Source organism: Pseudoxanthomonas sp. LARHCG66 (assembly GCF_052871755.1).
The window spans coordinates 1,016,227-1,039,581 of sequence record NZ_JBIXJW010000001.1; the positions used below are offsets into that span (position 1 = coordinate 1,016,227).

At 67.1% G+C, this 23,355-nt stretch carries 24 protein-coding genes; 10 read left to right on the top strand and 14 right to left on the bottom strand.

Translation table 11 applies throughout. From position 1 onward, the window contains the following. Positions 1 to 45: 45 nt before the first annotated feature. Positions 46 to 1,413, bottom strand: a complete 1,368-nt coding sequence (locus ACIPRS_RS04890) for an NTP/NDP exchange transporter (RefSeq protein WP_446537704.1) — start codon at positions 1,411 to 1,413, stop codon at positions 46 to 48. A 215-nt stretch (positions 1,414 to 1,628) separates the two neighbouring features. On the opposite strand from ACIPRS_RS04890, the gene ACIPRS_RS04895 reads away from it, so the two are divergent. Beyond that, positions 1,629 to 3,275 (top strand): GMC family oxidoreductase, encoded by a 1,647-nt coding sequence (locus tag ACIPRS_RS04895; RefSeq protein ID WP_446537705.1) that lies wholly within the window; start codon positions 1,629 to 1,631, stop codon positions 3,273 to 3,275. Positions 3,276 to 3,304: 29 nt separating this feature from the next. Here ACIPRS_RS04895 and ACIPRS_RS04900 read toward each other — a convergent pair whose 3' ends face one another. After that, positions 3,305 to 3,541: a hypothetical protein gene (locus ACIPRS_RS04900; protein WP_446537706.1), complete on the bottom strand. Its 237-nt coding sequence runs from the start codon at positions 3,539 to 3,541 to the stop codon at positions 3,305 to 3,307. 174 nt (positions 3,542 to 3,715) lie between these two features. Between ACIPRS_RS04900 and ACIPRS_RS04905 the strand changes: the two genes are divergently transcribed. Then, positions 3,716 to 5,143, top strand: coding sequence for a serine hydrolase domain-containing protein (locus ACIPRS_RS04905; RefSeq protein WP_446537707.1), 1,428 nt, complete (start codon positions 3,716 to 3,718; stop codon positions 5,141 to 5,143). 43 nt (positions 5,144 to 5,186) lie between these two features. Here the strand turns inward: ACIPRS_RS04905 and ACIPRS_RS04910 are convergent, their stop codons facing one another. Both ACIPRS_RS04910 and ACIPRS_RS04915 read right to left on the bottom strand, forming a co-directional pair. Beyond that, on the bottom strand, positions 5,187 to 5,720 hold the full coding sequence (locus tag ACIPRS_RS04910) for an SRPBCC family protein (RefSeq protein WP_337730533.1): 534 nt from the start codon (positions 5,718 to 5,720) through the stop codon (positions 5,187 to 5,189). Between the two features lie 114 nt (positions 5,721 to 5,834). Beyond that, on the bottom strand, positions 5,835 to 6,281 hold the full coding sequence (locus ACIPRS_RS04915) for a histone (protein ID WP_142123522.1): 447 nt from the start codon (positions 6,279 to 6,281) through the stop codon (positions 5,835 to 5,837). 502 nt (positions 6,282 to 6,783) lie between these two features. On the opposite strand from ACIPRS_RS04915, the gene ACIPRS_RS04920 reads away from it, so the two are divergent. Further along, positions 6,784 to 6,906, top strand: a complete 123-nt coding sequence (locus ACIPRS_RS04920; protein ID WP_446537708.1) for a hypothetical protein — start codon at positions 6,784 to 6,786, stop codon at positions 6,904 to 6,906. A gap of 421 nt (positions 6,907 to 7,327) precedes the next feature. On the opposite strand, the gene gcvH is transcribed toward ACIPRS_RS04920, so the two are convergent. The 5 genes from gcvH to ACIPRS_RS04945 all read right to left on the bottom strand — a co-directional run bounded on the left by gcvH (position 7,328) and on the right by ACIPRS_RS04945 (position 10,900). Further along, entirely contained in the window at positions 7,328 to 7,723 is a 396-nt protein-coding gene (gene gcvH / locus ACIPRS_RS04925; protein ID WP_446537709.1) for a glycine cleavage system protein GcvH, read from the bottom strand. 84 nt (positions 7,724 to 7,807) lie between these two features. Beyond that, positions 7,808 to 8,929, bottom strand: a complete 1,122-nt coding sequence (gene gcvT, locus ACIPRS_RS04930; RefSeq protein ID WP_446537710.1) for a glycine cleavage system aminomethyltransferase GcvT — start codon at positions 8,927 to 8,929, stop codon at positions 7,808 to 7,810. A 63-nt stretch (positions 8,930 to 8,992) separates the two neighbouring features. Further along, complete coding sequence (locus ACIPRS_RS04935; protein ID WP_446537711.1) at positions 8,993 to 9,508, bottom strand: hypothetical protein; 516 nt, start codon at positions 9,506 to 9,508, stop codon at positions 8,993 to 8,995. Then, on the bottom strand, positions 9,509 to 9,940 hold the full coding sequence (locus tag ACIPRS_RS04940) for an NfeD family protein (protein ID WP_446537712.1): 432 nt from the start codon (positions 9,938 to 9,940) through the stop codon (positions 9,509 to 9,511). Between the two features lie 3 nt (positions 9,941 to 9,943). Next, positions 9,944 to 10,900: an SPFH domain-containing protein gene (locus tag ACIPRS_RS04945; RefSeq protein ID WP_192200289.1), complete on the bottom strand. Its 957-nt coding sequence runs from the start codon at positions 10,898 to 10,900 to the stop codon at positions 9,944 to 9,946. 159 nt (positions 10,901 to 11,059) lie between these two features. Between ACIPRS_RS04945 and ACIPRS_RS04950 the strand changes: the two genes are divergently transcribed. The 3 genes from ACIPRS_RS04950 to ACIPRS_RS04960 are packed head-to-tail and all read left to right on the top strand — an operon-like array spanning position 11,060 to position 13,564. Continuing rightward, the gene (locus ACIPRS_RS04950) at positions 11,060 to 11,623 is read left to right on the top strand and encodes an RNA polymerase sigma factor (RefSeq protein ID WP_446537713.1); all 564 of its coding nucleotides are present in this window, start codon (positions 11,060 to 11,062) and stop codon (positions 11,621 to 11,623) included. Further along, positions 11,616 to 12,371 carry a hypothetical protein gene (locus ACIPRS_RS04955; protein ID WP_446537714.1) on the top strand — a complete coding sequence of 252 codons (756 nt, stop codon included), beginning with the start codon at positions 11,616 to 11,618 and terminating at the stop codon, positions 12,369 to 12,371. Before ACIPRS_RS04950 ends, ACIPRS_RS04955 begins: the two co-directional genes overlap by 8 nt. A 29-nt stretch (positions 12,372 to 12,400) precedes the next feature. Continuing rightward, positions 12,401 to 13,564: a PDZ domain-containing protein gene (locus ACIPRS_RS04960; RefSeq protein WP_446537715.1), complete on the top strand. Its 1,164-nt coding sequence runs from the start codon at positions 12,401 to 12,403 to the stop codon at positions 13,562 to 13,564. A gap of 98 nt (positions 13,565 to 13,662) precedes the next feature. Here ACIPRS_RS04960 and ACIPRS_RS04965 read toward each other — a convergent pair whose 3' ends face one another. The 5 genes from ACIPRS_RS04965 to ACIPRS_RS04985 all read right to left on the bottom strand — a co-directional run bounded on the left by ACIPRS_RS04965 (position 13,663) and on the right by ACIPRS_RS04985 (position 18,966). Continuing rightward, positions 13,663 to 14,619: a DUF6607 family protein gene (locus ACIPRS_RS04965; RefSeq protein WP_446537716.1), complete on the bottom strand. Its 957-nt coding sequence runs from the start codon at positions 14,617 to 14,619 to the stop codon at positions 13,663 to 13,665. A gap of 11 nt (positions 14,620 to 14,630) precedes the next feature. Then, positions 14,631 to 15,257, bottom strand: coding sequence for a Hemin transport protein (locus ACIPRS_RS04970; protein WP_446537717.1), 627 nt, complete (start codon positions 15,255 to 15,257; stop codon positions 14,631 to 14,633). A 5-nt stretch (positions 15,258 to 15,262) separates the two neighbouring features. Beyond that, positions 15,263 to 17,557 (bottom strand): TonB-dependent hemoglobin/transferrin/lactoferrin family receptor, encoded by a 2,295-nt coding sequence (locus ACIPRS_RS04975; protein WP_446537718.1) that lies wholly within the window; start codon positions 17,555 to 17,557, stop codon positions 15,263 to 15,265. A gap of 147 nt (positions 17,558 to 17,704) precedes the next feature. Then, positions 17,705 to 17,911: a hemin uptake protein HemP gene (gene hemP / locus ACIPRS_RS04980; RefSeq protein WP_192200282.1), complete on the bottom strand. Its 207-nt coding sequence runs from the start codon at positions 17,909 to 17,911 to the stop codon at positions 17,705 to 17,707. An 83-nt stretch (positions 17,912 to 17,994) separates the two neighbouring features. Beyond that, positions 17,995 to 18,966, bottom strand: a complete 972-nt coding sequence (locus tag ACIPRS_RS04985; RefSeq protein WP_446537719.1) for an aldo/keto reductase — start codon at positions 18,964 to 18,966, stop codon at positions 17,995 to 17,997. 314 nt (positions 18,967 to 19,280) lie between these two features. On the opposite strand from ACIPRS_RS04985, the gene ACIPRS_RS04990 reads away from it, so the two are divergent. From ACIPRS_RS04990 to dusB, 4 genes are all read left to right on the top strand, one after another. Next, positions 19,281 to 19,853 (top strand): TMEM165/GDT1 family protein, encoded by a 573-nt coding sequence (locus ACIPRS_RS04990; RefSeq protein ID WP_446537720.1) that lies wholly within the window; start codon positions 19,281 to 19,283, stop codon positions 19,851 to 19,853. Between the two features lie 69 nt (positions 19,854 to 19,922). Next, on the top strand, positions 19,923 to 21,221 hold the full coding sequence (locus ACIPRS_RS04995) for a NupC/NupG family nucleoside CNT transporter (protein WP_446537721.1): 1,299 nt from the start codon (positions 19,923 to 19,925) through the stop codon (positions 21,219 to 21,221). Positions 21,222 to 21,339: 118 nt separating this feature from the next. Next, entirely contained in the window at positions 21,340 to 22,311 is a 972-nt protein-coding gene (locus ACIPRS_RS05000; protein WP_446538008.1) for a ribokinase, read from the top strand. Positions 22,312 to 22,349: 38 nt separating this feature from the next. After that, the gene (gene dusB / locus ACIPRS_RS05005; protein ID WP_446537722.1) at positions 22,350 to 23,348 is read left to right on the top strand and encodes a tRNA dihydrouridine synthase DusB; all 999 of its coding nucleotides are present in this window, start codon (positions 22,350 to 22,352) and stop codon (positions 23,346 to 23,348) included. Positions 23,349 to 23,355 lie beyond the last annotated feature (7 nt).

The window sequence follows — 23,355 nt, forward strand, 5'->3', positions numbered from 1 at the left end:
CCTCCCGTCATGTGGCAGGCAGCATAGCGTCAACACACACGGGCGTCAGGCGCTCGCCGTGGTCGATGTCTTCCCGGGGAGGGCGCGCTCGGATGGCAGCTTCGACTCCTCGCGCAACAGGCGCCACGCGCTGAAGGTCATCGCACTGGCGACCAGCAGGCCGGCGCCGAACACCACGTTCGAGCCGAATGCGGACAGGAACTTGTGCAGCCAGACGAAACTGAGGTCGCCGCCGCGGTAGATCACTGTATCGATGGCCGCGCCCGCCTTGTAGCGCCATTCGCGGCCGACGCGGGTGTAGATGGTCTCGCGCGCCGGCTTGGCCAGCGAGAACTCGCTGGCGCGCGTCACCACCTGCACGATGGCCACCATCATCGGCAGCGGCGAGGCGGTCAGGAAGGAGTAACCGAGGATGATGGCGCAGCCGGGGATCAGCAGCGCCGGCCCGATGCCGAAGCTGCGCAGCAGCCAGCGCGTGACCAGCAACTGGATGAGCAGCGTCAGCACGTTGACCGCCATGTCGATGCCGGCGTAGTACGCCGTGCTGGCGGCGGGATCGGTGTAGTACTGGCGCACGATCGCGGCCTGTTCGTTGTAGAGCAGCGTGCCGACGCCCACGCCCATCACCACCAGCGACGCCAGCCAGCGCAGCAGCGGCTCGCGCGCGATGAGCTTCAGGCCGGCCAGTATCTCGCCACCCATCGGCTGTTCGCCACTGACCGCCTTGCGCTCCTGCTCGCGCGCTACTGCCCACAGGCGCAGGCGAAGTTGGCATACCACGCAGACGGACAGGAACGCCGCCGACACCAGCATCAGGTTGGCGATGCCGATGCGCTCCACGAAAGTGCGTGTCAGTACGGGCCCCAGGATCGCGCCGACGGTGCCGGCTGCCCCGATGTAGCCGTAGAACTTGCGTGCTTCGGCATTGCTGAACACGTCGGCCATGAAACTCCAGAACACCGCGACCGCGAACAGGTTGAACACCGCGATCCACAGGAAGAAGGCCATTCCGCGCCCGGGCATGCCGCTGTCGAACAGCAGGTAGAACAGCAACAGCGTGCCGATGAAGAAGCCGTAGACCGCCGGGAGGAAGACACGCCGCGGATACCGGCTTACCAGCCAGCCATACACCGGCTGCAGCAGCAGCATGATGATGAAGGTGCAGGTGAACAGGACCTGCAACGTGAAGTCCTTCAGCGCCATGCCGCGCGCGGCGAAGAACTCGATCATGGCGAGCGGGAACACGGCCTGTACGTCGTTGGACGCCCCCATCGCCTCGCGCACCGGGCGCAGCACGTAATAGCCGCTCAGCAGGCAGAAGAAATAGACGAAGGCCCACAGCAGCGGAGGCGATTCGGCCATCGCGGCGCGGAACCGGCCGAACCGGGTGGTCGCTGGGGAAGACGGGTCCATGGTGTGCGGCCTGCCAATCGCATCATCGGGAGCGGACGAGGCCCGCCTGTGGCGCGCAAGGTATCCGATGCACTGCAACATCGCCAGCCTCTTGCGCCGCGTACCGCGCCGGAACACCGGCGATGCGGGCGCCGATGCGTTCCCCCCGCGCCAGCCCGAGCATTTGCTCTACCCCTCGCCGCTAGGTTCGGCCGTACTTCGCAACAGGGCAGCATGTGTACGACTACATCATCGTGGGCGCCGGTTCGGCCGGCTGTGTCCTGGCCCACCGCCTGAGCGAAGACCCCGCCTGTCGCGTGCTGCTGCTGGAAGCCGGCCCGCGCGACTGGCATCCCTTCATCCACATGCCGGCCGGCCTGGCCAAGCTGGTCGGACAGAAGGGCGTGAACTGGAACTACGACACCGCGCCGGAGCCGCAGCTCGATGGGCGCCGCCTGTGGTGGCCGCGCGGCAAGGTGCTCGGCGGTTCCAGTTCGATCAACGCCATGTGCTACACGCGCGGCGTGCCGGAGGACTACGACCAGTGGGCCGAAGCGGGCGCCGAGGGCTGGGACTGGGCCGGCGTACTGCCCTACTTCCGCCGTTCCGAACGCAATGCGCGCGGTGCGGATGCGCTGCATGGCGACGAAGGTCCGCTGTACGTATCGGACCTGCGGCACACCAATCCACTGTCCGCGGTCTTCATCGAGGCCGGCACCCAGGCCGGCTTCGCGCGCAACGGGGACTTCAACGGGCCGGCCCAGGCCGGTTTCGGTCTGTACCAGGTGACCCAGAAGGAGGGCGCGCGCTGCTCGTCGGCGGTGGCGTACCTGGATCCCGCACGCGACCGCCAGAACCTCGACATCGTCACCGGCGCCCTGGTCCGTCGTGTGCTGCTGGAGAAGGGCCGCGCGATCGGCGTGGCGTACGCACGTGGTGGGCAGGAGATCGTTGTCCGCTGCGACCGCGAAGTGCTGCTGAGCGGCGGCGCGATCAACTCGCCGCAATTGCTGATGCTGTCCGGCATCGGACCGGCGGAGCATCTGCAGGAACAGGGCATCACCGTCCGCCATGCGCTGCCGGGCGTCGGCCGCAACCTGCAGGACCATCTGGACATCTGCACGCTGCAGCACTGCACCCAACGCGTCACCTACGACCGCACCAGCGAACTCAGGACCGCCTTCGACTACTTCCTGCGCGGCCATCGCGGCCCGGGCAGCAGCAATATCGCCGAGGCCGGCGCCTTCGTGCGTTCAGCGCTCGCACCCGACGAGCGCCCCGACATCCAGTTCCATTTCGTCCCGGCCATGCTGGACGACCACGGCCGCAACCGCCTGCCTGGGGACGGCTACACCGCCCATGCGTGCTTCCTGCGCCCGCGCAGCCGCGGCCAGATCCTGCTGGCCAGTGCCGACCCACGCGTGGATGCGCGCATCGAGGCGAACTACCTGAGCGACCCGGAAGGGTTCGACCTCAGGCTGATGGTCGAATGCGCCAGGATCTCGCGCGAGTTGTTCGCGCAGCCCGCCTTCGACGCCTACCGTGGCGCCCCCATCCACCCGGCGCGCAACGACCTGTCGGATGCCGAGCTGATCGCCTTCATCCGCGCCAAGGCCGAAACGGTCTACCACCCCGTCGGCACCTGCCGCATGGGCGAAGACGAAGACGCCGTGGTCGATTCCGGGTTGCGCGTGCATGGCATCGCGGGACTCCGCGTGATCGATGCCTCGGTGATGCCCACGCTGATCGGCGGCAACACCAACGCACCGACCATCATGATCGCCGAGCGCGCCTCGGACCTGATCCGCGGACTGCCGGTGCTGTCGGGCCACCCAGCGCGTGCGGCGACCACGGCACCTGCCGCCTTTGCCGCCGCCGACTAGGACGGGACGGGCAGCGCGCCACTCGCGCGTCACGCATCTCCGGGCGGCGACTCGCCCCGGTTGCGGCCCGGCCCCGCATTCAGCCTGTCCGACGCCCGCCGCAGCGCATCGCGCGTGCGCATGCTGAATGCGGTGCCGCGATGTTCCTCAATTACCGGCATTCGATCGCCCACGACGCTCCGCACTTGCAGCGCTGCGGCGAATCGGGCCGAAACGGCGCGGAAATTGCATGCGATGGATAGCAGGCATTCCTGAACGTATCGCATGCGTTCAGCCGCCTGTTGGAAGCGTCCGCGCCTTACTGAACTGGGACGACCGCCACACCTGTAATCAGCAGCAGGATGAACAACATGGACATGGAATCTCTCCCTGTTTGTGCAATCGAAAAAAGCGGCGTTATGATCCGAGCAGGCAAGGGTCCTACGCAGGCGTCACGCACGATGAAACACAAGACAAGCCGGCGCTCGCTGCACGTCTTCCGGATCGGCCTGGTCGGGCTGCTGCTTCCGCTGACGCTGTCGTCCACGGCACAGACACCGTTGCGCTGGACGTCCGCCAGTCACGGCGCTGAAACCGCCCCGGTCTCCGCCAACGCGGCTGCGAGCGCGGCTGCCTACGTCTCGCCAACGCAGCCGCGCCCGTACCGCACGGCGCTGACGGGACAGAACATCCAGCCGCTCGCGGCGGGGTTCGATGTGCGGGCCTTCGAGACCATGGCCGAACACCTGACGGTGGGCCAGCGGGTTCCCGGCCTCGCCATGGCCATCGTCCACAACGGCCGCGTGATGAGTGCGCGCGGCTACGGCGTCACCGACGTGGTCAATCCGCAGCAGGTCGACGCGCATACGGTGTTCCGGCTGGCGTCCTTGTCCAAGGCCTTCGCCAGCACGCTGACCGGCCTGATGGTGCAGGACGGTTCGCTGCGCTGGGACAGCAAGGTCAACCAGTACGTGCCGGGCTTCCAGTTGAGCGATGCGAACGCGACCTCCCACGTGACCGTCGCGGACGTGCTGAGCCACAGCGTCGGCCTGCAGGCTCACAACGCCTTCGACCGCGACATCGAAGCCAATGCGGAGTACTACGACGTGGCCCGCAAGCTGGCGTACGCGCCGCTGAAGTGCGCACCCGGCGAATGCTATGCCTACCAGAACGTCGCCTTCAGCCTGATCGGCGACGTGGTGTTCGCCGCCACCGGCACGTTCTACGACCAGGCGGTGGACCGTCGCATCTTCAAGCCGCTGGGCATGAACGATGCGAGCATGGGCCTGGCCGGCATCCAGGGCAGCACGCGCTGGGCGCGACCGCACGTGCGCAGCCGCAATGGCTGGGTGTCCCTGACGCCGAAGCCCACCTATTACCGATTGCCGCCTGCCGCGGGCGTCAACGCCAGCGCCAGCGATCTTGCGCAGTGGCTGATTGCCCAGACCGGCCATCGCCCCGACGTGCTGCCGGCGCCGCTGCTGGCGACGCTGCATGCGCCCGTGGTCACCACGCCCGGCGAAATGCGCGGTGGCTGGCGACGCGAACGCATCCATTCGGCCAGCTATGCGCTTGGCTGGCGCGTGTTCGACTACGCAGGCCAGCAGGTCGTCTTCCACGCGGGAGCCGTCCAGGGATATCGCGGCCTGGTCGCACTGGTTCCCGGACAGGATCTGGGCGTGGCGATGGTGTGGAACAGCGACAGTTCGCTTCCGTCGGGGCTGTTGCCGACCATCCTCGATCGCGCAATGGGCCTGCCCGGTGAACCCTGGGTCGAGACACCGGCAGACTACGACCTGCTGCTCGCCGAGTCGCCCGAGGCGACGCCTGCGGACGGAAAGAAGGACAGCGGCACGTCTTCGCACCGCAGCACCGCGTCTCCGCGTTGAGAGGCACGTACACGGCGGCGCTGCCCGCCGTGCACCCATCGGGTCAGGCCTGCGTGCCTTCCAGCAGCGACTTGAGCTTGCCCAGTCCCTTCTCGTAGTCGGCACCGATCATCCGGTCGAACAACAGGCCCAGCCAACGCTTGAACGGATTCATGCCGTGCTGGGTATCGAACGCCCACGTCAGGCGGGTGCCATTTCCTTCCGGCTCCAGCAGGTAGGCTGCCTGCGCCTGGCTGCCGTCGAAGTCGAGCGCCACCACGACGCGCCGGTGCGGCTCGCTGGCGGTGATCTCCTGGCTACCGCTGCCTACGGAACGATTGCCGGACCATCGCATGCGCGCACCGACGCCGCTGGCCGGACCCTCGAACGTGTACTTCGCCTGCGGGTCGTACTCTGCCCATGGCGACCAGGCGCTGAAGCGCTCGAACGAGTTGAGCGTTGCGAAGACCTGCTCCGGGCTGCGTTCGATCACCACGCTGCGCTCCACGTGCGTCGTTGCCGGCAGCAGCAGGCCGCCCAGCCCCAACAGCAACCCGATGGCCGCGATGGCCGCCAGTACCCACTTGAAGAACCTCATGCCTACCCTCCTCGCATCTCCAGAGGAGGCAGCCTAGCCGTTCGCCCATAAAAAAACTCTCCCCCCGCTGGGCACAGGGAGAGAGTCCATGGTGTTACGGCTAATCGGGTTGGCTTAGATCAGCGGAGCCGGGGTTGCCGGCAGCGCGACGGGGGCCGCTTTCTTCTTGGACTTCTTGGCAGGCTTCTTGGCGGCCTTCTTCGCGGCCTTCTTGGCCGGCTTCTTGGCTACTTTCTTGGCAGCCTTCTTCGCGGTCTTCTTGGCAGCCTTCTTCGCCGTCTTCTTGGCGGGCTTCTTGGCTACTTTCTTGGCCGACTTCTTGGTGGCCTTCTTCGCGGTCTTCTTGGCAGCCTTCTTCGCCGGCTTCTTGGCTACCTTCTTCGCAGCCTTCTTGGCGACCTTCTTCACTGCCTTCTTGGCCTTGGCGACCTTCTTGGCGACCTTCTTGGCAGCCTTCTTCACTGCCTTCTTCACGGTCTTCTTAGCAGCCGCCTTCTTGGTGGCCTTCTTGGCAGCCTTCTTGGCGGCCGGTTTCTTTTTCGCAGCTTTCTTCGTTGCCATGTGATGGCTCCTCGTCAATGAACTATGGATTTTTACGTCTGGTTACAGCACATCTGCCCGGAGGCAGGCCCAGCTGCAAGAAACGCCGCGGGAGTCGGACCCGTCGGCAGCCGTCGTCGCGACACGCGCGGCGATGCGGATTCCCCAGGGGGCCAGGCGTGCGAAACCCGGCTCCCTACAAATACGAAAACACCCGTGTCGCCAGGCGACACGGGTGCGATGAAGGAGGTGCTTTGCGTTTTTCCGGGGGAAGCGAGTCCTGCGTCCACCGTGATCCCGGTGCGGACGATGGGCTGTGTTGTCTTTCGCGCTGTCGTGTTGATTCGACTCACTCGCTTCCGCAGGACACTCTGCTTGGGGCGAAACCTAATCACGGTTTTTCAAGGTGTCAACACCTTCGCTCAACTTTTTTTCTCTGGTCGTCATGGCCGGACGGTGCCGGCAAGCGTGGATGGCGGCGACGCCATGCCGCCGACGGGCGAACCCGATTCGACCGACGGACATGCGCCTGAAAAAAAACATCGGTAAAACGCGCTTTTTTTTCTCCGAGGTCCTGCACGCCGCCGGTTGGAGCGACGATGCAATGCGTCCTCGACGGCTGCGCGCTGCCGCCCTGACGGGTTGAACAGCGGCTAAAAAAAACTTTTGCCGAGGGTGTCCGATTTCGCGTCGCACAAGTCGGATTGCGCCGATTTGCGCAAACATTTTTCCTTCCACCGGCGACTTCGTCGCCATCGCCGGCGCCGGAAAGTCGACACGACGGGCATCGCATCGCGGACTCGGCACGCCACTGCACGCGCTCGCATCAGGCAGGCGTACCTGGCATTCCGCTTCGCCGTTCGTCGGCTACGGCCCTTCGCGCGTGTCGCCCTCCGCGCTACGCACGGCGGACGTGACGCGCCTGGCAGCCGGTGATCCGTCCTGGGTGGTGGCGGGAAATCCGTGGCGCCACACAGGAGCAAGAAACGAAACGGGGAACCGGCAACGGGGAACACCAGGTTCCATCGTTGCCGGTTCCCCGTCGGGGGACAGCCTGTACGGATGCCTCAGTTGTCGTCGTCTTCGATCAGTTCGGCATAGTCGTCGGGCGACAGCAGGTCGTTGAGCTGGTCCGGCTCCTCGGCCTCAATCACGAAGATCCAGCCTTCGCCATAGGCGTCCTCGTTGATGGTCTCGGGCTTGTCGGCCAGCGCCGCATTGACCTCCAGGATCTTGCCGGTGACCGGGCTGTAGACATCGGACGCGGCCTTCACCGATTCGACCACCGCGCTGGCGTTGCCCGCTTCGATGCGGTCGCCGACGTTGGGCAGCTCGACATAGACCAGGTCGCCGAGCAGGCCTTGCGCGTGGTCGGAGATGCCGACGGTGATGCGGCCGTCACCTTCGAGGCGGGCCCATTCATGGGACTTGAGGAATTTCAGATCGCCAGGAATTTCACTCATTGGGGGCTCCGGATTGCTGCTGGGGTCGGGTAGGGAAAGATAGTTTAGCGGAGGAATGCGCGGGTGAAGAATGTCGGGGTGCGATCACTCCAGCACGCCGGGCTGGGCTTGGCCGTCGCGCACGAACGGGAACTTCACCACGCGCACTGGCACTTCCTTGCCACGGATGTCCACGCGCACGCCGCCCTCGGCACCGAGCGGGATGTCGCCGGCCGGCACGCGCGCGAAGGCGATGGCCTTGCCCAGCGTCGGCGAGAACGTGCCGGACAGGATCTCGCCGTCGCCATGCGCGGTGAGCACTTTCTGGCCGTGGCGCAGCACACCCTTCTCATCCATGACCAGGCCGATCATCTGCCGCGGCGCGCCGCCGGCCTTCTGTGCTTCCAGCGTGGCGCGGCCGGTGAAGGCGCGACCTTCGTCCAGCGCGACCGTCCAGGCCAGCGCGGCTTCGTACGGCGAGACGGTGTCGTCCATGTCCTGCCCGTACAGATTCATGCCCGCCTCCAGCCGCAACGTGTCGCGCGCACCGAGGCCGGCGGGCTTGACGCCCGCCTCGATCAGCGCGTTCCAGAACGCCACGGCCTGCGCCTGCGGCAGCACGATCTCGTAACCGTCTTCGCCGGTGTAGCCGGTACGGGCGACGAACAACGGCACGCCGTCGGTGCTGGTGGTGTCGGTGGCGGCGAACCGGGTCAGCTTGCCGACCTTCGCAAGGTCCTCCTCGCGCAGCAGGCCGTGCACGCGCTCGCGCGCCGTCGGCCCCTGCACCGCGACCATCGCGAAGTCGGGGCGCTCGGTGACCTGCACATCGAACGCGACCGCCTGCGCGGTGATCCACGCCAGATCCTTCTCGCGGGTGGCGGCATTGACCACCAGGCGGAAGAACGCCTCGTCCAGGAAATAGATGATCAGGTCGTCGATCACCCCGCCCTGTTCGTTGAGCATGGCGGTGTACAGCGCCTTGCCCGGCTTCTGCAGCTTGTCCACCGAGTTGGCAACCAGCTGGCGCAGGAACTCCCGCGTGCGCGCGCCGCGCAGGTCGACCACGGTCATGTGGCTGACGTCGAACATGCCGGCGTCGCGGCGCACCTGGTGGTGCTCTTCGATCTGGGAACCATAGTGGATCGGCATGTCCCAGCCGCCGAAGTCGACCATCTTGGCGCCAAGCGCGCGATGGGTGTCATTGAGGATGGTCTTCTGGGTCATGGCGGCGTCCGGGCGGGCAAAGAAGCGCATTATCCCAGAACGCACCAGCAGGGTGCGCCGTCACTACAACCCGTAGTACGCCTCGTTGATGCAGTCGACGGTGCGCGCATCCAGCACCTCGAAACGGGCATCGGGCAGGCGCAGGCGGCCCGCCCAGGCGACATCCTTCAACCATTCCGTCGCCGTGTCGTGCTGGCGCACGATGGCCGCGACGCGGGCATCGTCCTGCCCCTTCACGCGACAGGTACCGAACTGCAGGTAGTAGCCGGGCCGGTCGCCCGCGTATGGCACGGCATCGGTGATGCGCCATAGCGCGCGAGGCCCATCGCGTCCCGCCAACTGGCCGGCCACCACGAAGCGCGGCACCGGCTCATCGCTCTCGGCGGCGGCGGGCGAGGCCAGCACGCCGACCGAGTACTCGCACACACGGTCAGGATCCCGGGACAGGGAAACGCAACTCCCGCCCAGTTCGTCGAGCCCGTCGGGATACGGCGGCATCACCCGGCCGACAAGGTCCGCTGCCGTGACGGACAGCGTTGCCAGCACGGACATCGATCGCGCCAGCCCCGTCGCACCCATCTAGGCCTCCTGCACCTTCAACGTCATGCCATTCACCGCGACCACCCTCACGCGCGTGCCGACCGGCAGGTCGGGGCCTTCCACTGCCCAGAACGCGTCGTCGATCCTGACCCGGCCGCGTTCGCCCTCGATGGCCTGGTCCAGCACGGTCACCGTGCCGACCAGTTGCTCCGCGCGGCGGTTGAGCAGTGGCTTGTCGCTCTGGCGACCCTTGCCACGGAACCACGTGCGGTAGATCTGGATGGACACGAAACTCAGCACGACGAAGGCCGCCACCTGGGCCAGCAGCGGGATGCCCGGCACCACCAGTACGCCGATGAACACCACTACGGCGGCAAAGCCCATCCACAGCATGAAGGCGCCTGGTGCCATGGTCTCGGCGGCGAACAGCAGCAGTGCCACCGCCGCCCAACCCGCAACGTCCCAGCGCATGGCTCAGCCCCCCACCCGCGGCGGCACGCGCGGCGGCGCGGCCTGCTGCTTGCCCAGGGCCTCCTTGGCCAGTTCGGCGATGCCGGCGATGGAGCCGATGATGCCGCTGCTCTCCATCGGCATCAGAACGAACTTCTGGTTGGGCGCCGTGGCCAGCTCCTTGAAGGCTTCCACGTACTTCTGCGCGATGAAATAGTTGATCGCCTGCACGTCACCCTTCGCAATGGCGTCGCTGACCATCTGGGTGGCCTTGGCTTCCGCTTCGGCCAGGCGCTCGCGCGCCTCGGCGTCGCGGAACGCGGCTTCCTTGCGGCCCTCGGCCTCCAGCACGGCGGCCTGCTTCTCGCCCTCGGCACGCAGGATCTCGGACTGGCGCGAGCCCTCCGCTTCGAGGATCTGCGCGCGCTTCTCGCGTTCGGCCTTCATCTGGCGCGCCATCGAGTCGATGAGGTCGCGCGGCGGCTGGATGTCGCGGATCTCGATGCGGTTGACCTTGATGCCCCACGGATTGGTGGCCTGGTCGACCACGCTGAGCAACTGCGCGTTGATGGTTTCGCGCTGGCTCAGCGACTCGTCCAGGTCCATCGAACCGATCACGGTACGGATGTTGGTCTGCACCAGGGCGATGGTTGCGACCTCGAGGTTGGACACCTCGTATGCCGCCTTGGCCGCGTCCAGCACCTGGAAGAACACCACCCCGTCGACCTTCACCACGGCGTTGTCCTTGGTGATCACGTCCTGGCTGGGCACGTCCAGCACCTGCTCCATGACGTTCACCTTGCGACCCACGCCATAGATGATAGGCACCAGGAAGTGCAGGCCCGGATCCAGCGTGTGGGTGTACTTGCCGAAGCGCTCCACCGTCCACTCGTAACCCTGCGGCACCATCCGCACGGTCTTGAACAGGATGATGACGCCGGCCACCAGCAGGATGATGGCCACGAAACTGGTCTCGAACATCGATGTTCCCCTCTTGGTCCCTGATGCGACCCAGTATAGACCCGCAGGCATGGCTACCCGGGGCAGCGGCATGTCGGCGATCGATGAACTTTCCGCACGCTGCGACGGTATTGCCCTCTGCCGCATCCCTGTATGGGACGACCCGACGAATTCCCCCGCTTGAGCCGATCCCAGTTCGCCATCGACGTCCCCGACAGCCTGGTCGCCCGTGCGCGCACAGGATGCAGGGGGGCGTTCGAACAGATCTATCGACGGTTCGAGCGCCCGGTGTTCACGCTGGCGCTGCGCATCTGCGGCGACCGGGAGCAGGCGGGCGATGTGTTGCAGGACACCATGCTGAAACTGTTCCACCACCTGCCCGACTATCGCGCCGACTGCCCGTTCTGGGGTTGGCTGCGCCAGATCGCGGTGAACGAAGCGCTGCTCCGCCTGCGCAGGCAGAAGCGGCTGGTGGCCGAGATCGCGGTCGACGAAGACGACCTGCCCGAAGACCAGGGCCTGCCACCCACTGCGGCAGCCGATGCCGTCCTGTTGCAGCGCGCACTCGATGCCTTGCCGGCCGCCACCCGCAGCGTGCTGTGGCTGTACCACGCCGAGGGCTATACCCACGACGAGATCGCTGCACTGATGCAGCGCACGCCCAGCTTCTCCAAATCGCAACTTTCGCGCGGCACCCGTCGCCTGCGCGCGTTGCTGCAGATCGAGGAACCCGTCCATGCCTGATGTCCGCACCCGCGATGCCATGCCGCGTGACTGGGGAGACGCCCTTGCAGGCCTGCCGCTGGAAGCAGCACCCGCTGACAGCTGGGCGACGCTGGTTGCCCGCCTCCCTCCGCCCGTGGTGGTACAGCCCCATCGCTGGCCGCGGCGCGTGGCCATGGCCGCCGCGCTTGCACTCGCCGTGGTGCTGCCCCTGCGATGGACGGACCCAACCACGCCTTCACCCGCCCCCCCGACCACCTCGACACATCAACCCGCCCCGCCGGCGGGCACGGATTCGCCACCTTTATATGCGGAGGCCGCAAAAGGCTTGCCCACCCCGATCGGCGCGCGCGCCACGGACACCGCAGCCGCGCGGTCCACGCTCCAGCGCGGCACCCTTCCGGTCGCCCGGCAACGCGCGGCACGTCCCACCGGTGACATCGAGCCTGCAAAAGTCGCCGCGCCCACCGCCACTGATCCGCTGGATGCGCTGTATGCCGAATCGGCACAACTGGAAGCCGTGCTGGCACGGCTGCCCGAATCGCGCATGGCCAACGCCGCCACGGAAGCGCTGTCCGCCGGACTGCAGGAGCAGGTGGCCAGCATCGACATGGCGCTGTCGCAGGCCGCCTTGTCCGACGATACGCAGGCGCAACTGTGGCGGGCGCGCGTGGACACGCTCCGGCAGTTGACCGGCGTGGAAACCACCCAGCGCTGGCAGGTGGCGCGCGGCGAATCCTATCCGCACCCCGACACCGCGATCTACTGACCCGACACCGACCCATGCCGGAGGCACGCATGAAACCCGCCCTACTCACCGCTTCGTTGCTGATCATCGCAGCGGCATCACCCCTCGACAGCCTCGCCCGCCAGGACGCGGGCTCCATGCAACAGAAGGAGCTGGAAGCGGCGCGTGCCGACCTGCAACGGGCGGCCAGGCGCGTGGCCGAACTGTCGCGGGGTTCCGCCGTACTTCCACACGCCATTCCCATGCACGGCCCGCTCCAGCGCAAGCCACGCCTGGGCGTCCTGCTGACCGGCGATGACGACACCGGCGTGCGTATCACCGGCATCACACCCGACAGCGGCGCGGCGAAGGCTGGCCTGAAGGCCGGCGATCGGCTGGTCGGCATCGGCGGCAAGCCGATTGCCGGCACCAGCGCCGACGAGCGCCTGGCCAACGCCCGCGCGGCCCTCGCGGACTTGAAGATCGACGTGCCCGTTTCGGTTTCCTACCAGCGTGATGGTCGGGACCACGAGACCAAAGCCACGCCCATTCCCATCCGTCCCCAGTTCGCCTTCTCCACCCACCGGATGGCCGGGTCGGACGCGCTCAGTGGTCTGGATGAAGACATCACCATCACGCTCGACGATCTGCCGGTGGGCATTGCACCGGAGGTGCAGCGCGAGCTCCGGCAACTCGGCAGGCTCGGGGATTGCAAGGAGCAGGAATGCAGGCTGCCGGTCCTGGCCGAAGCTTTCCGCTGGAGCAACCTGAATCTCGCCCGCGTCGATCCATCGCTGGGGCGCTACTTCGGAACCGATACCGGCGTGTTGGTGCTCTCGGTGGGGGAAGAGCTGAAGGGCCTGCAGGCAGGCGATGTCATTCGCAGGATCGAAGGCAAGCCGGTGACCACGCCGCGCGAAGTCATGCAGGCACTGCGTGGCAGGCCCGAAGAAGCCAAGGTGTCGATCGACTACCTGCGTGACCGCCGGACGCAAACCACGACGCTGACGGTCCCCGAAGCCACGTCGTTCCGTTTCCCCGCCATGTCGCGGATGGAAGCAGGGCCGCGCGTTGGCGCAACACCCGGCACGGCGCCGAAGGTCCTCGAAAGCCGGCGCGTGATGATCATCGACCAGGACGGCAACGTGCGTACGTTCGAGGACGAGAAAGCCGCCCCGTTGCCGCCGCCCGCATCCCCTGTTCCACCCGCCGGCAAAACCGGCACTCTGCTCTGACCCTCACTACAACAAGAGACGCGTTGAATCCCCTGCCCCCGCATCTGCGGGGGTCTTTTTTCCAGGAAGAACGGCACGTCCCTGTGCCGGAGAGAGCGTCAGCGGACTGTGTCCGCGGTGCCGGCGTGTTCGGGCGGCGCGGGCTCCACCCAGTCGGTGAACACCTTGGCGATGTCCGCGTCCGGCACCGGCTTGCCGGCCTGCACATCGCCGGCCTGGGTGAACAGCGGGATGATCATGGCCATGCCATCGACCTTGGTTTTCAGGTGCAGCCCCGGCGCCCTGGACAGGAAACCGTTCCAGTGCGCCCGTACCTTGGCCCAATACCCTGCCGTCGCCTGCCAGTAATCGCGCGCGGGCCTGAAGTCGACCTCGGTGGTCTTCACGTAGTCGTTGAAGCCGAACTCGCGTGCCAACGCCACCTGCGTGCCATCCGGCTTGCGCAGCACCTTGGTGTTGAACTGTTCGTGCGTCCAGCCATTCGGCGTCAACGTGTGGCGGTTGACGACCGACAGCGCGTTGTAATCGCTGCGCTGGGTGTACTCGCGTCGCGGCAGCGGCCGCCAGCTGAGATCGCTCGTCCAGGTGGCCACGCCGTGGGCGTAGTCCCAGCGGCCGGTGCCGCAGTACCGCGGTGCATCGCTGACTTCGTAGACGCACTGGGTCCAGGCACTGCGGGTCGCCTCGGCCGGGACCGGACGTACCCTCCATGTCTGGTCGGCACTGAACTCGAAGCGTGTCGGCGCCTGGTAGACCCAGTCCTGGCGCCAGTGCTTGGTGACATGGCCGCTCCTGGCGTCGACCAGGATGTGCTGCAGGACGATCCTGGTCGGCGTGTCCTCGACGACGATCACCGTCTCGTCGCCGCCACTGCGTATGGCCGCCTGGCGTTCGTAGCCGGGTTGCAGCAGCACGGTTTCGTCGAAAGCGAAATCAACGATGTAGTCGCCCTGCATCGCCAGGATGGACTGGCGGTCACGGGCGGGATCAGCCGCGGCTGAGGCGGCGTGGCACAGGGCGGCAATCGACAGGATGACGGCGACCGGCTTCTTCATGGTGGCTTCTCTCATTTCAATCTGACCAGCGGAACGACGTTGTCGTCCGCCTCCTTTTCATTCCGTGGATATGCACTCACCGGATGCACGGATGGCGCCCAGCAGCCATCGTGCAGTCCGCTTTCAAGCTCGGCGCCTTCGGCATGCGCGATGCGGCGTGCGGTGGCCACGCCGAGGGCGGACATCAGCGACAGGCTCGCCGCCAGCACCGGCAGCGAGGCAGGCTGCGGCACCGCGTGCAGTTGCAGGGCGCAGGCACGCCACTGGCCTCCCAGAAGGCGGCCGGCCAGGCGCTGCCACAGGCGATCGGCCAGTCCGGCCGTGCCCTCGTCGCACCCCTTCGGCAACGAGGCCACCAGGCGGTCCCACGCGACGAAATCGCTGTCCGGAAGCAGGCAAAGACGCCAGCAGCAGCGTCCTTGTGCATCGAAGAACAGCAGCCGCTCATCCAGGCCATCGCTGTCGAGTCCGGCATGCGCCTGGACGCGCACCGCCTGCTGCCAGCCCGCGAGTTCGCTGCCCTGCTGCGTGCGGTAGAGACACAGCACCGGACCCAGCGCCGCCACCTGGGCGGCGGTGGGGAACGCATCCCGTGACCTGCCGGTGACAGAGCCCTGCACCGCGCGCAGTGTCGCCATGGCGGCTACCAACTCACCGCCACGCTGGCCGACAGCGAGCGCCCGGACGCGGTGTAGCGGTCCAGCGTGGTGCTGTCGGCTGCGACCAGTGCGATGTCGCCCGCCTCGATGTAGGTGCGATCAGCAAGATTGAAAACGCCGACATTGAACTTGGCCCCGGGCGCGAAGTCCCAGTGCGCGTACAGGTCCAGCACGCCGTAGCCCGGCTGTCGGTAGTAGCGGTCATCGGACACGCGCTGCTTGCGTTCGACGAACCGGCCCGCCAGCTCCAGGCCCCAGGCATCGGCGTCGTACGCCAGGCCGAGCGTCGCCGTGAGGGGATCCACGCTGTCCAGGTCACGGGTGACGACCTGTTCGACGGTGTTGCCGTTGCCAAGATCCACAGACTCCGGCCCCCTGCCCTTGCCCCGCGACCACGCCATCGCGCCACGCAGCGACCATCCCTGCCAGCGCTCGGACAGCGCGCCGAAATCCACGCCCGCCTTCATCTCGACGCCATGGATGCGCGCCTCGGCGATGTTCTGCGACTGGTACACGGACAATCCTGCCGGCCCCAATGCCGGGTCGAACCTGATGTTGCGCATGGAGGCGATGAAATCTTCGTACTCGTTGTAGTACCCGCTCAGTTCGGCATACATCGCATCACCCGAGTAACGCACGCCAAGCTCGAGCCCATCGCTGGTTTCCGGCTTCAGATCCGGGTTGGCGATGGCCGTGTAGCCGAACTGCACGTTGGTGAAGCCGATGTTGACGTCGTTGTAGGGCGGCGAACGGAAGCCGTGCGCATACCCGCCGAACAGCGACCAGGCCGGCGCGAATTTCCACACCATGCCCAGCTTGGGCGACACGCTGGTCTCGCGGATGTCGGCCAGCGCCACGCCGGGGTTGTCGGCATCGAAGATCGCGTCATGCCGCGGATCCAGGCGGTAGTGGTCAACGCGCAGGCCCGGCACCAGGCGGAACGCGCCCCCGGCGAAGCCGATTTCGTCCTGCACGTACAGCGCCGCCGTGGTGGTTCTGCTGACCGGGAAGTCGCGCACGGGAAACACATCCGGCGACATCACCGGCGTGCTGGCGCCTGTCAGCGGAAAGGTCCTCAGACCGTCGCGCTTCTGCCGTGTATCACCGCGCGCCAGGTCCACGCCATAGACAAGGTCATGCCTCACCGCCTGACCGAACGTCTTGCGGAAGTTCACCTGCAGGCCATACGTCCGCTGGTCGAAGTTGAACTCGCGCTCGCGGATGTCGCGCAGCGTCGGCGCCGCCAGCGTGCGCTCCTCGCGCGTGTACTGGGTGGTCTCACTGTCCTGGCGATACACCTGCCAGTCCAGGCTGTCGGCGAAGCCCGCCGACAGGTCGTCCCATTCGTGCGCAAACGCCACCCGCGCGCGGGTCTGGTGATCGCGGGCGATGACGCGATCGTTGGTGGCGCGCGTGAGCGACTGGTAGCCCTGCTGGTTCAGCAGGTCGGTATCGACGCTGTCTTCATTGCCTTCCACCGTCAGCCTGAAGCGCTGCCCTTCACCAGGCGCGAACACCAGCTTGGCCAGCAGGCTGCGGCCGTCACGCTCCTGCGGGTTCGGCAGCGTACGCGTGGCGCCGGTGCCGCCGACATCGGCCTGGTTCTCGGTCTCCTGGCCCTGGCGATGGCTGACGTTGACCAGGCCGCTCCAGCGCTCGCCGCCGAACGCGGCAGTGGCATTGCCGAACAGGCCATTCCAGCTGCTGTCATGACCGAGGCGGAAGCCGAAGTAGGCGTCCTTGCCTTCATCCAGGTAGTCGGATGGATCCCTGGTGATGAAGGACACCACGCCGCCGAGTGCATCCGAACCGTACAGCGAGCTGGACGGGCCGCGCACGATCTCGACCTGCTTCAGCGTATCGAGATCCACGAAATCGCGATTGGCATTCGAGAAGCTGCCGATGGAAAACGCATCGGACACGGCGATGCCGTCGGTCTGGATACGCACACGGTTGCCTTCCAGCCCGCGGATGCGGAAACCCCCCAGGCCGAAGCGGCCGAAGCTGGAAGTGACGGTCACGCCGGGTTCGTAGCGCACCAGATCCTTGATGTCGCGGACCAGGTGATCGTCCAGTTCCTCGCGGTCGATCACGCTGACGATGTTCGGCACGTCGACGACCGCGCGTTCGCTGCGCGTGGCGGTGACCTGGATGCGCTCCAGTTCATGCGTGCCGGCGTCGGCGGAAGCGGGAGAAGCCATGGTGGCTTCGGGTGCAGCGTAGGCGGGCCCGGCAAAGGCCAGCCACACGGCCGCGGTAAGCAGCGTGGGGCGCATCATGGCGTACAGCTTTCCTGTGGGTGATGGAGAACCCGGAAGGCTGGCGGCCGGAAAATCCTTGGCTGGCGCCCGGTGGAGAGAGGGAGTGACCGCAGGACGACGGCCTGCGACGGACACCGCGTTGGAGGGCGATGCCGGACTGCGTGGCTACTTGGTGAGGATCAGCTTGTCGTTGCTGGTGTGGCGCAAGCGATAGACGCGATCGCCATGGCGGATCAGCACTTCGCGCTGCCCCTTGAGCAGTGCATCGCTGTCCAGCGCTTCCTCGGCGCGAGGTGCAGCCTGCGGCAGGGACAGGCGCTCGCGCAGCGCCGGCGTGTCGATGGTGGGCAAGGCAGTGACGTTCGAGATCATCGGGAAGCTCCGTGGCGGAACGGAACTTGATGATAATGATTCTTATTACGGAGTCAACGGGTCCGTGCCGGGTTTCATGCGGTTCAATCGGCCGCTGCGGTCAGCCGGGCCCACACGGCATCGTCGTAGCGCGCCGCCAGTTCGAGCGCCGTGAGGTTTTCGCGCAGTTGCTCCGGGCGGCTGGCGCCCAGGATGACGCTGGAGACGTGAGGGTTGCGCAGGCACCAGGCGATCGCCAGCGGTGCAGGCTTTTCGCCCAGTTCGCCGGCGACCTGGGCGTACCGCCGGGCGCGCTCCCGGCGACGCGCGCCTGCCGTGCCGAAGACCATGCGCTGGAGTTCCTCGTGCCCGGGCTGGCCGAGTCGCGTGTCAGCGGCCACGCCTGCGTCGTACTTGCCCGTCAGCAGGCCGGACGCCAGGGGCGACCAGGTGGTGGTTCCCAGTCCGAGTTCCGCGTACAGCGGCGCATATTCCAGTTCCACCCGCTGCCGGTGCAGCAGGTTGTACTGGGGCTGTTCCATGGTCGGCCCGTGCAGATGATGCCGGCGCGCGATCGTGGCGGCCTCGCGGATGCGCGCGGCTGGCCATTCCGATGTGCCCCAATACAACACCTTTCCCTGCCGCACCAGCGTATCCATCGCCCATACCGTTTCCTCGACCGGCGTGTCCGGGTCGGGACGGTGGCAGTAGTACAGGTCCAGGTAATCGACCTGCAGCCGCCGCAGCGCCGCATGACAGCCTTCGACCACATGTTTGCGCGACAGCCCGCGCTGGGTCGGGCGCGGATTCTCCACGGCACCGAAGCAGACCTTGCTCGACACGCAGTAACCGTCGCGTGGCAGGTCGAGGTCGCGCAACACCTCACCCATGACGCGCTCGGCTTCGCCATGGCCGTACACCTCGGCGTTGTCGAAGAAGTTGATCCCCTGGTCCCAGGCCAGCGCGATCAGTTCGCGCGCCTCTGCGCGTCCGACCTGTTGCCCGAAGGTCAACCAGGCGCCGAAGGACAGTGCGGAGATCTGCAGGCCAGAATTGCCCAGGCGTCGGTAGTGCATGGCGTGCTCCGGTGACAACGACCCATCCTAGCGCCGTTCGACCGGACGACCACGCGATGCCCGCACAAATGAGAATGACTCCGCCGCGGCGGGCGGTGCCTCCGTACAATGCGCGCACTTTCCTCCTCCGGGGAGTAGCCCACCCGTTCTGACGGGGTCCGCGCGTCAACACACTTGGTCGCCGACCATGGTGCGCGGGACGAAGCGATCCGCTTCGCCGGGCAAGACCGAAGGCAGGCGTCGCGCTTACCCGGGCCGGGCAGTGCGTCGTTTGCCTTCGCGTTCGACGCGAATGCCTGGCCCCGGAGTTGCTGATGCTGTCCCTGCATGCCCTGCTGGTTTCCACCGGCACCGTCACCCTGGCCGAAATCGGCGACAAGACCCAGCTGCTGGCCCTGCTGCTGGCAGCGCGCTATCGCAAACCCTGGCCGATCGCGTTGGGCATCCTCGCGGCAACATTGGTCAACCATGCGATCTCGGCCTGGCTGGGCGCGGAACTGACCGAGTGGCTGTCGCCCGAAGTATTGCGATGGGGCGTGGCGGCGAGCTTCCTGGCCGTGGCCCTGTGGACGCTGAAGCCGGACACCCTGGAGGACGAGGCCGACAACCTGCCCGCGCATGGTGCGTTCCTGGCAACGACGGTGGCCTTCTTCCTGGCCGAGATCGGCGACAAGACCCAGGTCGCCACCGTCCTGCTGGCCACCCGGTACGACCCGCTGTGGCAGGTCATCGCCGGCACCACGATCGGCATGTTGCTGGCCAACCTGCCGGTGGTATGGCTGGGCCACCGCTTTGCTGACAGGCTGCCGCTGAAGCTGGCCCGCAGCCTGGCGGCGGCGGTATTCCTCGCCCTGGCCGTGTGGGTCGCCGTGCGAGGCGTTGGCTGAACAACCGGGGCCGGGCCGGGCGCTGCTAGACTCCGCGGTCAGAACAATATGCAAGGTCTGGGGGAATACATGCTGGAAGTCTTGGGGCGGATCGGCTTTGGCCTGTTCGGCCTGGCGGTGCTGATCGGCATCGTCTGGCTGTTTTCCAACAATCGGAAGGCCATCGACTGGAAGCTGGTCGCCACCGGCATCACCCTGCAGATCGCCTTCGCCGCCCTGGTGCTGCTGGTGCCGGGCGGGCGCGAAGTGTTCGACGCGCTGGGCCACGGCTTCGTGAAGATCCTCAGCTTCGTCAATGCCGGCTCCAGCTTCATCTTCGGCAGCCTGATGAACACCGAAACCTACGGTTTCATCTTTGCCTTCCAGGTGCTGCCCACCATCATCTTCTTCGCGGCACTGATGGGCGTGCTGTACCACCTGGGCGTGATGCAGTTCATCGTGCGGATCATGGCGCTGGCCATCACCAAGGTGATGAAGGTGTCGGGCGCGGAAACCACCAGCGTCTGCGCCAGCGTCTTCATCGGCCAGACCGAGGCGCCGCTGACGGTGCGCCCGTACATCCCCAAGATGACCGAGTCCGAGCTGATCACCATGATGATCGGCGGCATGGCCCACATCGCCGGCGGCGTGCTGGCCGCGTATGTCGGCATGCTCGGTGGCGGCGACGCCGAACAGCAGGCCTTCTACGCCAAGCACCTGCTGGCGGCCAGCATCATGGCGGCGCCGGCCACGCTGGTGGTGGCCAAGCTGCTGATCCCGGAAACCGGCACGCCGCTGACCCGTGGCACGGTGAAGATGGAAGTCGAGAAGACCTCCAGCAACATCATCGATGCGGCCGCTGCGGGTGCGGGCGACGGCCTGCGGCTGGCGCTGAACATCGGCGCGATGCTGCTGGCCTTCATCGCCCTGATCGCGCTGCTGAACTGGCCGCTGACCTGGTTCGGCGAAGCGACCGGGCTGGCCGCCGCGATCGGCAAGCCGACCGACCTGGCCACGATCTTCGGCTACCTGCTGGCGCCCATCGCCTGGGTGATCGGCGTGCCTTGGCAGGACGCGACCACGGTCGCCTCGCTGATCGGCCAGAAGGTGGTCATCAACGAGTTCGTCGCCTATCTGCAGCTGGCCGATATCGTGAACGGCAAGGTTCCCGGCGTGACGCTGTCGGAAGAAGGCAAGCTGATCGCCACCTACGCGCTGTGCGGCTTCGCCAACTTCAGCTCGATCGCGATCCAGATCGGCGGCATCGGCGGGCTGGCGCCGGAGCGGCGTTCGGACCTGGCGCGCTTCGGGCTGCGTGCCGTACTGGGCGGCACCATCGCCACGCTGATGACGGCCACCATCGCCGGCGTGCTGTCGCACTTCGGCTGATCCGGGCAGGGCGGCCGGCGGCCGCTCCGCTCTTTCTGTCTACGTTCCCCTCCCGTGACCGCGGCGTTGCCGCGGTACGGACCTCAGGTATCACCGCATGAACACGCCTTCCCCCACCCTGTCCCGCGTCGTCGTCGTGGGCTCCTTCAACGTCGATCACGTCTGGCGCTGCGATACCCTGCCCGTGGCCGGCGCCACCATCGCCGGCCGCTACGCCAGCGGCGCGGGCGGCAAGGGATTCAACCAGGCCATCGCGGCGGTGCGCGCGGGCGCGGCCACCACCTTCGTCTGCGCCCTCGGCGACGATGCCGGCGGTCGCCTGGCCCGCGACCTGGCCGGCGTCGATGGACTGGACCTGCGCGCGCAGGCCAGCGAGGAACCGACGGGCACGGCCGGCATCTATGTGGATGCGCACGGGCGCAACACCATCGTGATCGGCGCCGGTGCCAACGCCGCGCTGTCGACCGGCTTCATCGACGCACAGGCGGACGTGCTGGCCGCTGCCGGGGTGGTGCTGGTGCAGCTGGAATCGCCCTCGGACACGGTGCTGACCTCGCTGCAGGCCGCACGTCAGCAGGGCGCGGTGACGGTGCTGAATCCTGCCCCGGCCAACGCCGCGACGACGACCGAGCTGCTGGCGCTCGCCGACCTCATCACGCCCAACGAAACCGAGTTCGCCGCGCTGCTCGCCCGCCATCTGGGCGAACGCATCACCGCCGACGACGTCGCCACGCTCGACGGCGTCACCCTGCACCAGCATTGCCGGCAACTGCTCCCGCACGGCACGGTCGTGGTGACGCTGGGCGCCACCGGCGTCTACGTGTCCCATCCGGAGGACGCGCTTCGCGGCGACCCGCGGCCGCACTACCGCGTGGCGGCCGAGGCGGCCACCGTCGTCGACACCACCGGCGCGGGCGATGCCTTCAATGGGGCGCTGGCCGCCTCGCTGGCCGGGACCACGGCGCCAGCCTTTGCCGACCACGTGCGCTTCGCCAACCGCTACGCTGCGCTGTCGACCGAACGCGCCGGCGCGGCACTGGCCATGCCGACGCTCGCGGAGCTGATCGCCCGTCACGGCGAGCAGGCCTGACGGTTTCCCGCTCAGGGCGGGCGGCGGATAATGCCGCCATGCAGATCGGCCCCTACCGCATCGAACCCGCGGTGATGCTGGCCCCCATGGCCGGCGTCACCGACAAGCCATTCCGGCTGCTGTGCAAGCGGCTGGGCGCGGGCATGGCGGTGTCGGAAATGACCATCAGCGACCCGCGTTTCTGGAACACCTCCAAGTCGCTGCATCGCATGGACCACGAGGGCGAACCAAGCCCGGTCAGCGTGCAGATCGCCGGCACCGAACCGGAGCAGTTGGCGAATGCCGCGCGCTACAACGCCGACCACGGCGCACAGATCATCGACATCAACATGGGCTGCCCGGCGAAGAAGGTGTGCAACACCTGGGCGGGTTCCGCGTTGATGCGCGACGAGCCGCTGGTGGGCCGCATCCTGGAAGCGGTGGTGAAGGCCGTTGATGTGCCGGTGACGCTGAAGATCCGCACCGGCTGGGATTGCGACCACCGCAACGGCCCGGTGATCGCGCGCATCGCGCAGGAAAGCGGCATCGCATCGCTGGCGGTGCATGGTCGCACCCGCGACCAGCACTACACCGGCAGCGCCGAGTACGAAACCATCGCCGCGATCAAGGCCGCGCTGCGCATTCCCGTGGTGGCCAACGGCGACATCGATTCCCCGGACAAGGCGGCGCGCGTACTGGCGCAGACCGGTGCCGACGCCGTGATGATCGGCCGCGCCGCGCAGGGGCGCCCGTGGATCTTCCGCGAAGTCGCCCACTTCCTCGCCACTGGCGAATACCTGCCGCCGCCGTCGCTGCCCGAGGTGCGCGACATCCTGCTGGGGCACCTGCACGCACTGCATGGCTTCTATGGCGAACCGCAGGGCGTGCGCATCGCGCGCAAGCACCTGGGCTGGTACGCCAGGGACCGCCCCGAGAACCTCGCATTCCGCGCGGTGGTCAATCGCGCCGAGAGCGCGGACGAGCAAGTGCGGCTGACACGTGACTACTTCGACGCCCTGATCGCCGGCATCGCGCCGGTACTGCCTGCAGCCGCCTGAGGAGAGA

Excerpts from the sequence above, each read along its gene's own strand:
- ACIPRS_RS04890 (WP_446537704.1), bottom strand. The coding sequence starts at position 1,413 with ATGGACCCGTCTTCCCCAGCGACCACCCGGTTCGGCCGGTTCCGCGCC.
- ACIPRS_RS04900 (WP_446537706.1), bottom strand. The coding sequence starts at position 3,541 with ATGCGATACGTTCAGGAATGCCTGCTATCCATCGCATGCAATTTCCGC.
- ACIPRS_RS04905 (WP_446537707.1), top strand. The coding sequence starts at position 3,716 with ATGAAACACAAGACAAGCCGGCGCTCGCTGCACGTCTTCCGGATCGGC.
- ACIPRS_RS04910 (WP_337730533.1), bottom strand. The coding sequence starts at position 5,720 with ATGAGGTTCTTCAAGTGGGTACTGGCGGCCATCGCGGCCATCGGGTTG.
- ACIPRS_RS04915 (WP_142123522.1), bottom strand. The coding sequence starts at position 6,281 with ATGGCAACGAAGAAAGCTGCGAAAAAGAAACCGGCCGCCAAGAAGGCT.
- ACIPRS_RS04920 (WP_446537708.1), top strand. The coding sequence starts at position 6,784 with ATGCGCCTGAAAAAAAACATCGGTAAAACGCGCTTTTTTTTCTCCGAG.
- gcvH (WP_446537709.1), bottom strand. The coding sequence starts at position 7,723 with ATGAGTGAAATTCCTGGCGATCTGAAATTCCTCAAGTCCCATGAATGG.
- gcvT (WP_446537710.1), bottom strand. The coding sequence starts at position 8,929 with ATGACCCAGAAGACCATCCTCAATGACACCCATCGCGCGCTTGGCGCC.
- ACIPRS_RS04935 (WP_446537711.1), bottom strand. The coding sequence starts at position 9,508 with ATGGGTGCGACGGGGCTGGCGCGATCGATGTCCGTGCTGGCAACGCTG.
- ACIPRS_RS04940 (WP_446537712.1), bottom strand. The coding sequence starts at position 9,940 with ATGCGCTGGGACGTTGCGGGTTGGGCGGCGGTGGCACTGCTGCTGTTC.
- ACIPRS_RS04945 (WP_192200289.1), bottom strand. The coding sequence starts at position 10,900 with ATGTTCGAGACCAGTTTCGTGGCCATCATCCTGCTGGTGGCCGGCGTC.
- ACIPRS_RS04955 (WP_446537714.1), top strand. The coding sequence starts at position 11,616 with ATGCCTGATGTCCGCACCCGCGATGCCATGCCGCGTGACTGGGGAGAC.
- ACIPRS_RS04960 (WP_446537715.1), top strand. The coding sequence starts at position 12,401 with ATGAAACCCGCCCTACTCACCGCTTCGTTGCTGATCATCGCAGCGGCA.
- ACIPRS_RS04965 (WP_446537716.1), bottom strand. The coding sequence starts at position 14,619 with ATGAAGAAGCCGGTCGCCGTCATCCTGTCGATTGCCGCCCTGTGCCAC.
- ACIPRS_RS04970 (WP_446537717.1), bottom strand. The coding sequence starts at position 15,257 with ATGGCGACACTGCGCGCGGTGCAGGGCTCTGTCACCGGCAGGTCACGG.
- ACIPRS_RS04975 (WP_446537718.1), bottom strand. The coding sequence starts at position 17,557 with ATGATGCGCCCCACGCTGCTTACCGCGGCCGTGTGGCTGGCCTTTGCC.
- hemP (WP_192200282.1), bottom strand. The coding sequence starts at position 17,911 with ATGATCTCGAACGTCACTGCCTTGCCCACCATCGACACGCCGGCGCTG.
- ACIPRS_RS04985 (WP_446537719.1), bottom strand. The coding sequence starts at position 18,966 with ATGCACTACCGACGCCTGGGCAATTCTGGCCTGCAGATCTCCGCACTG.
- ACIPRS_RS04990 (WP_446537720.1), top strand. The coding sequence starts at position 19,281 with ATGCTGTCCCTGCATGCCCTGCTGGTTTCCACCGGCACCGTCACCCTG.
- ACIPRS_RS04995 (WP_446537721.1), top strand. The coding sequence starts at position 19,923 with ATGCTGGAAGTCTTGGGGCGGATCGGCTTTGGCCTGTTCGGCCTGGCG.
- dusB (WP_446537722.1), top strand. The coding sequence starts at position 22,350 with ATGCAGATCGGCCCCTACCGCATCGAACCCGCGGTGATGCTGGCCCCC.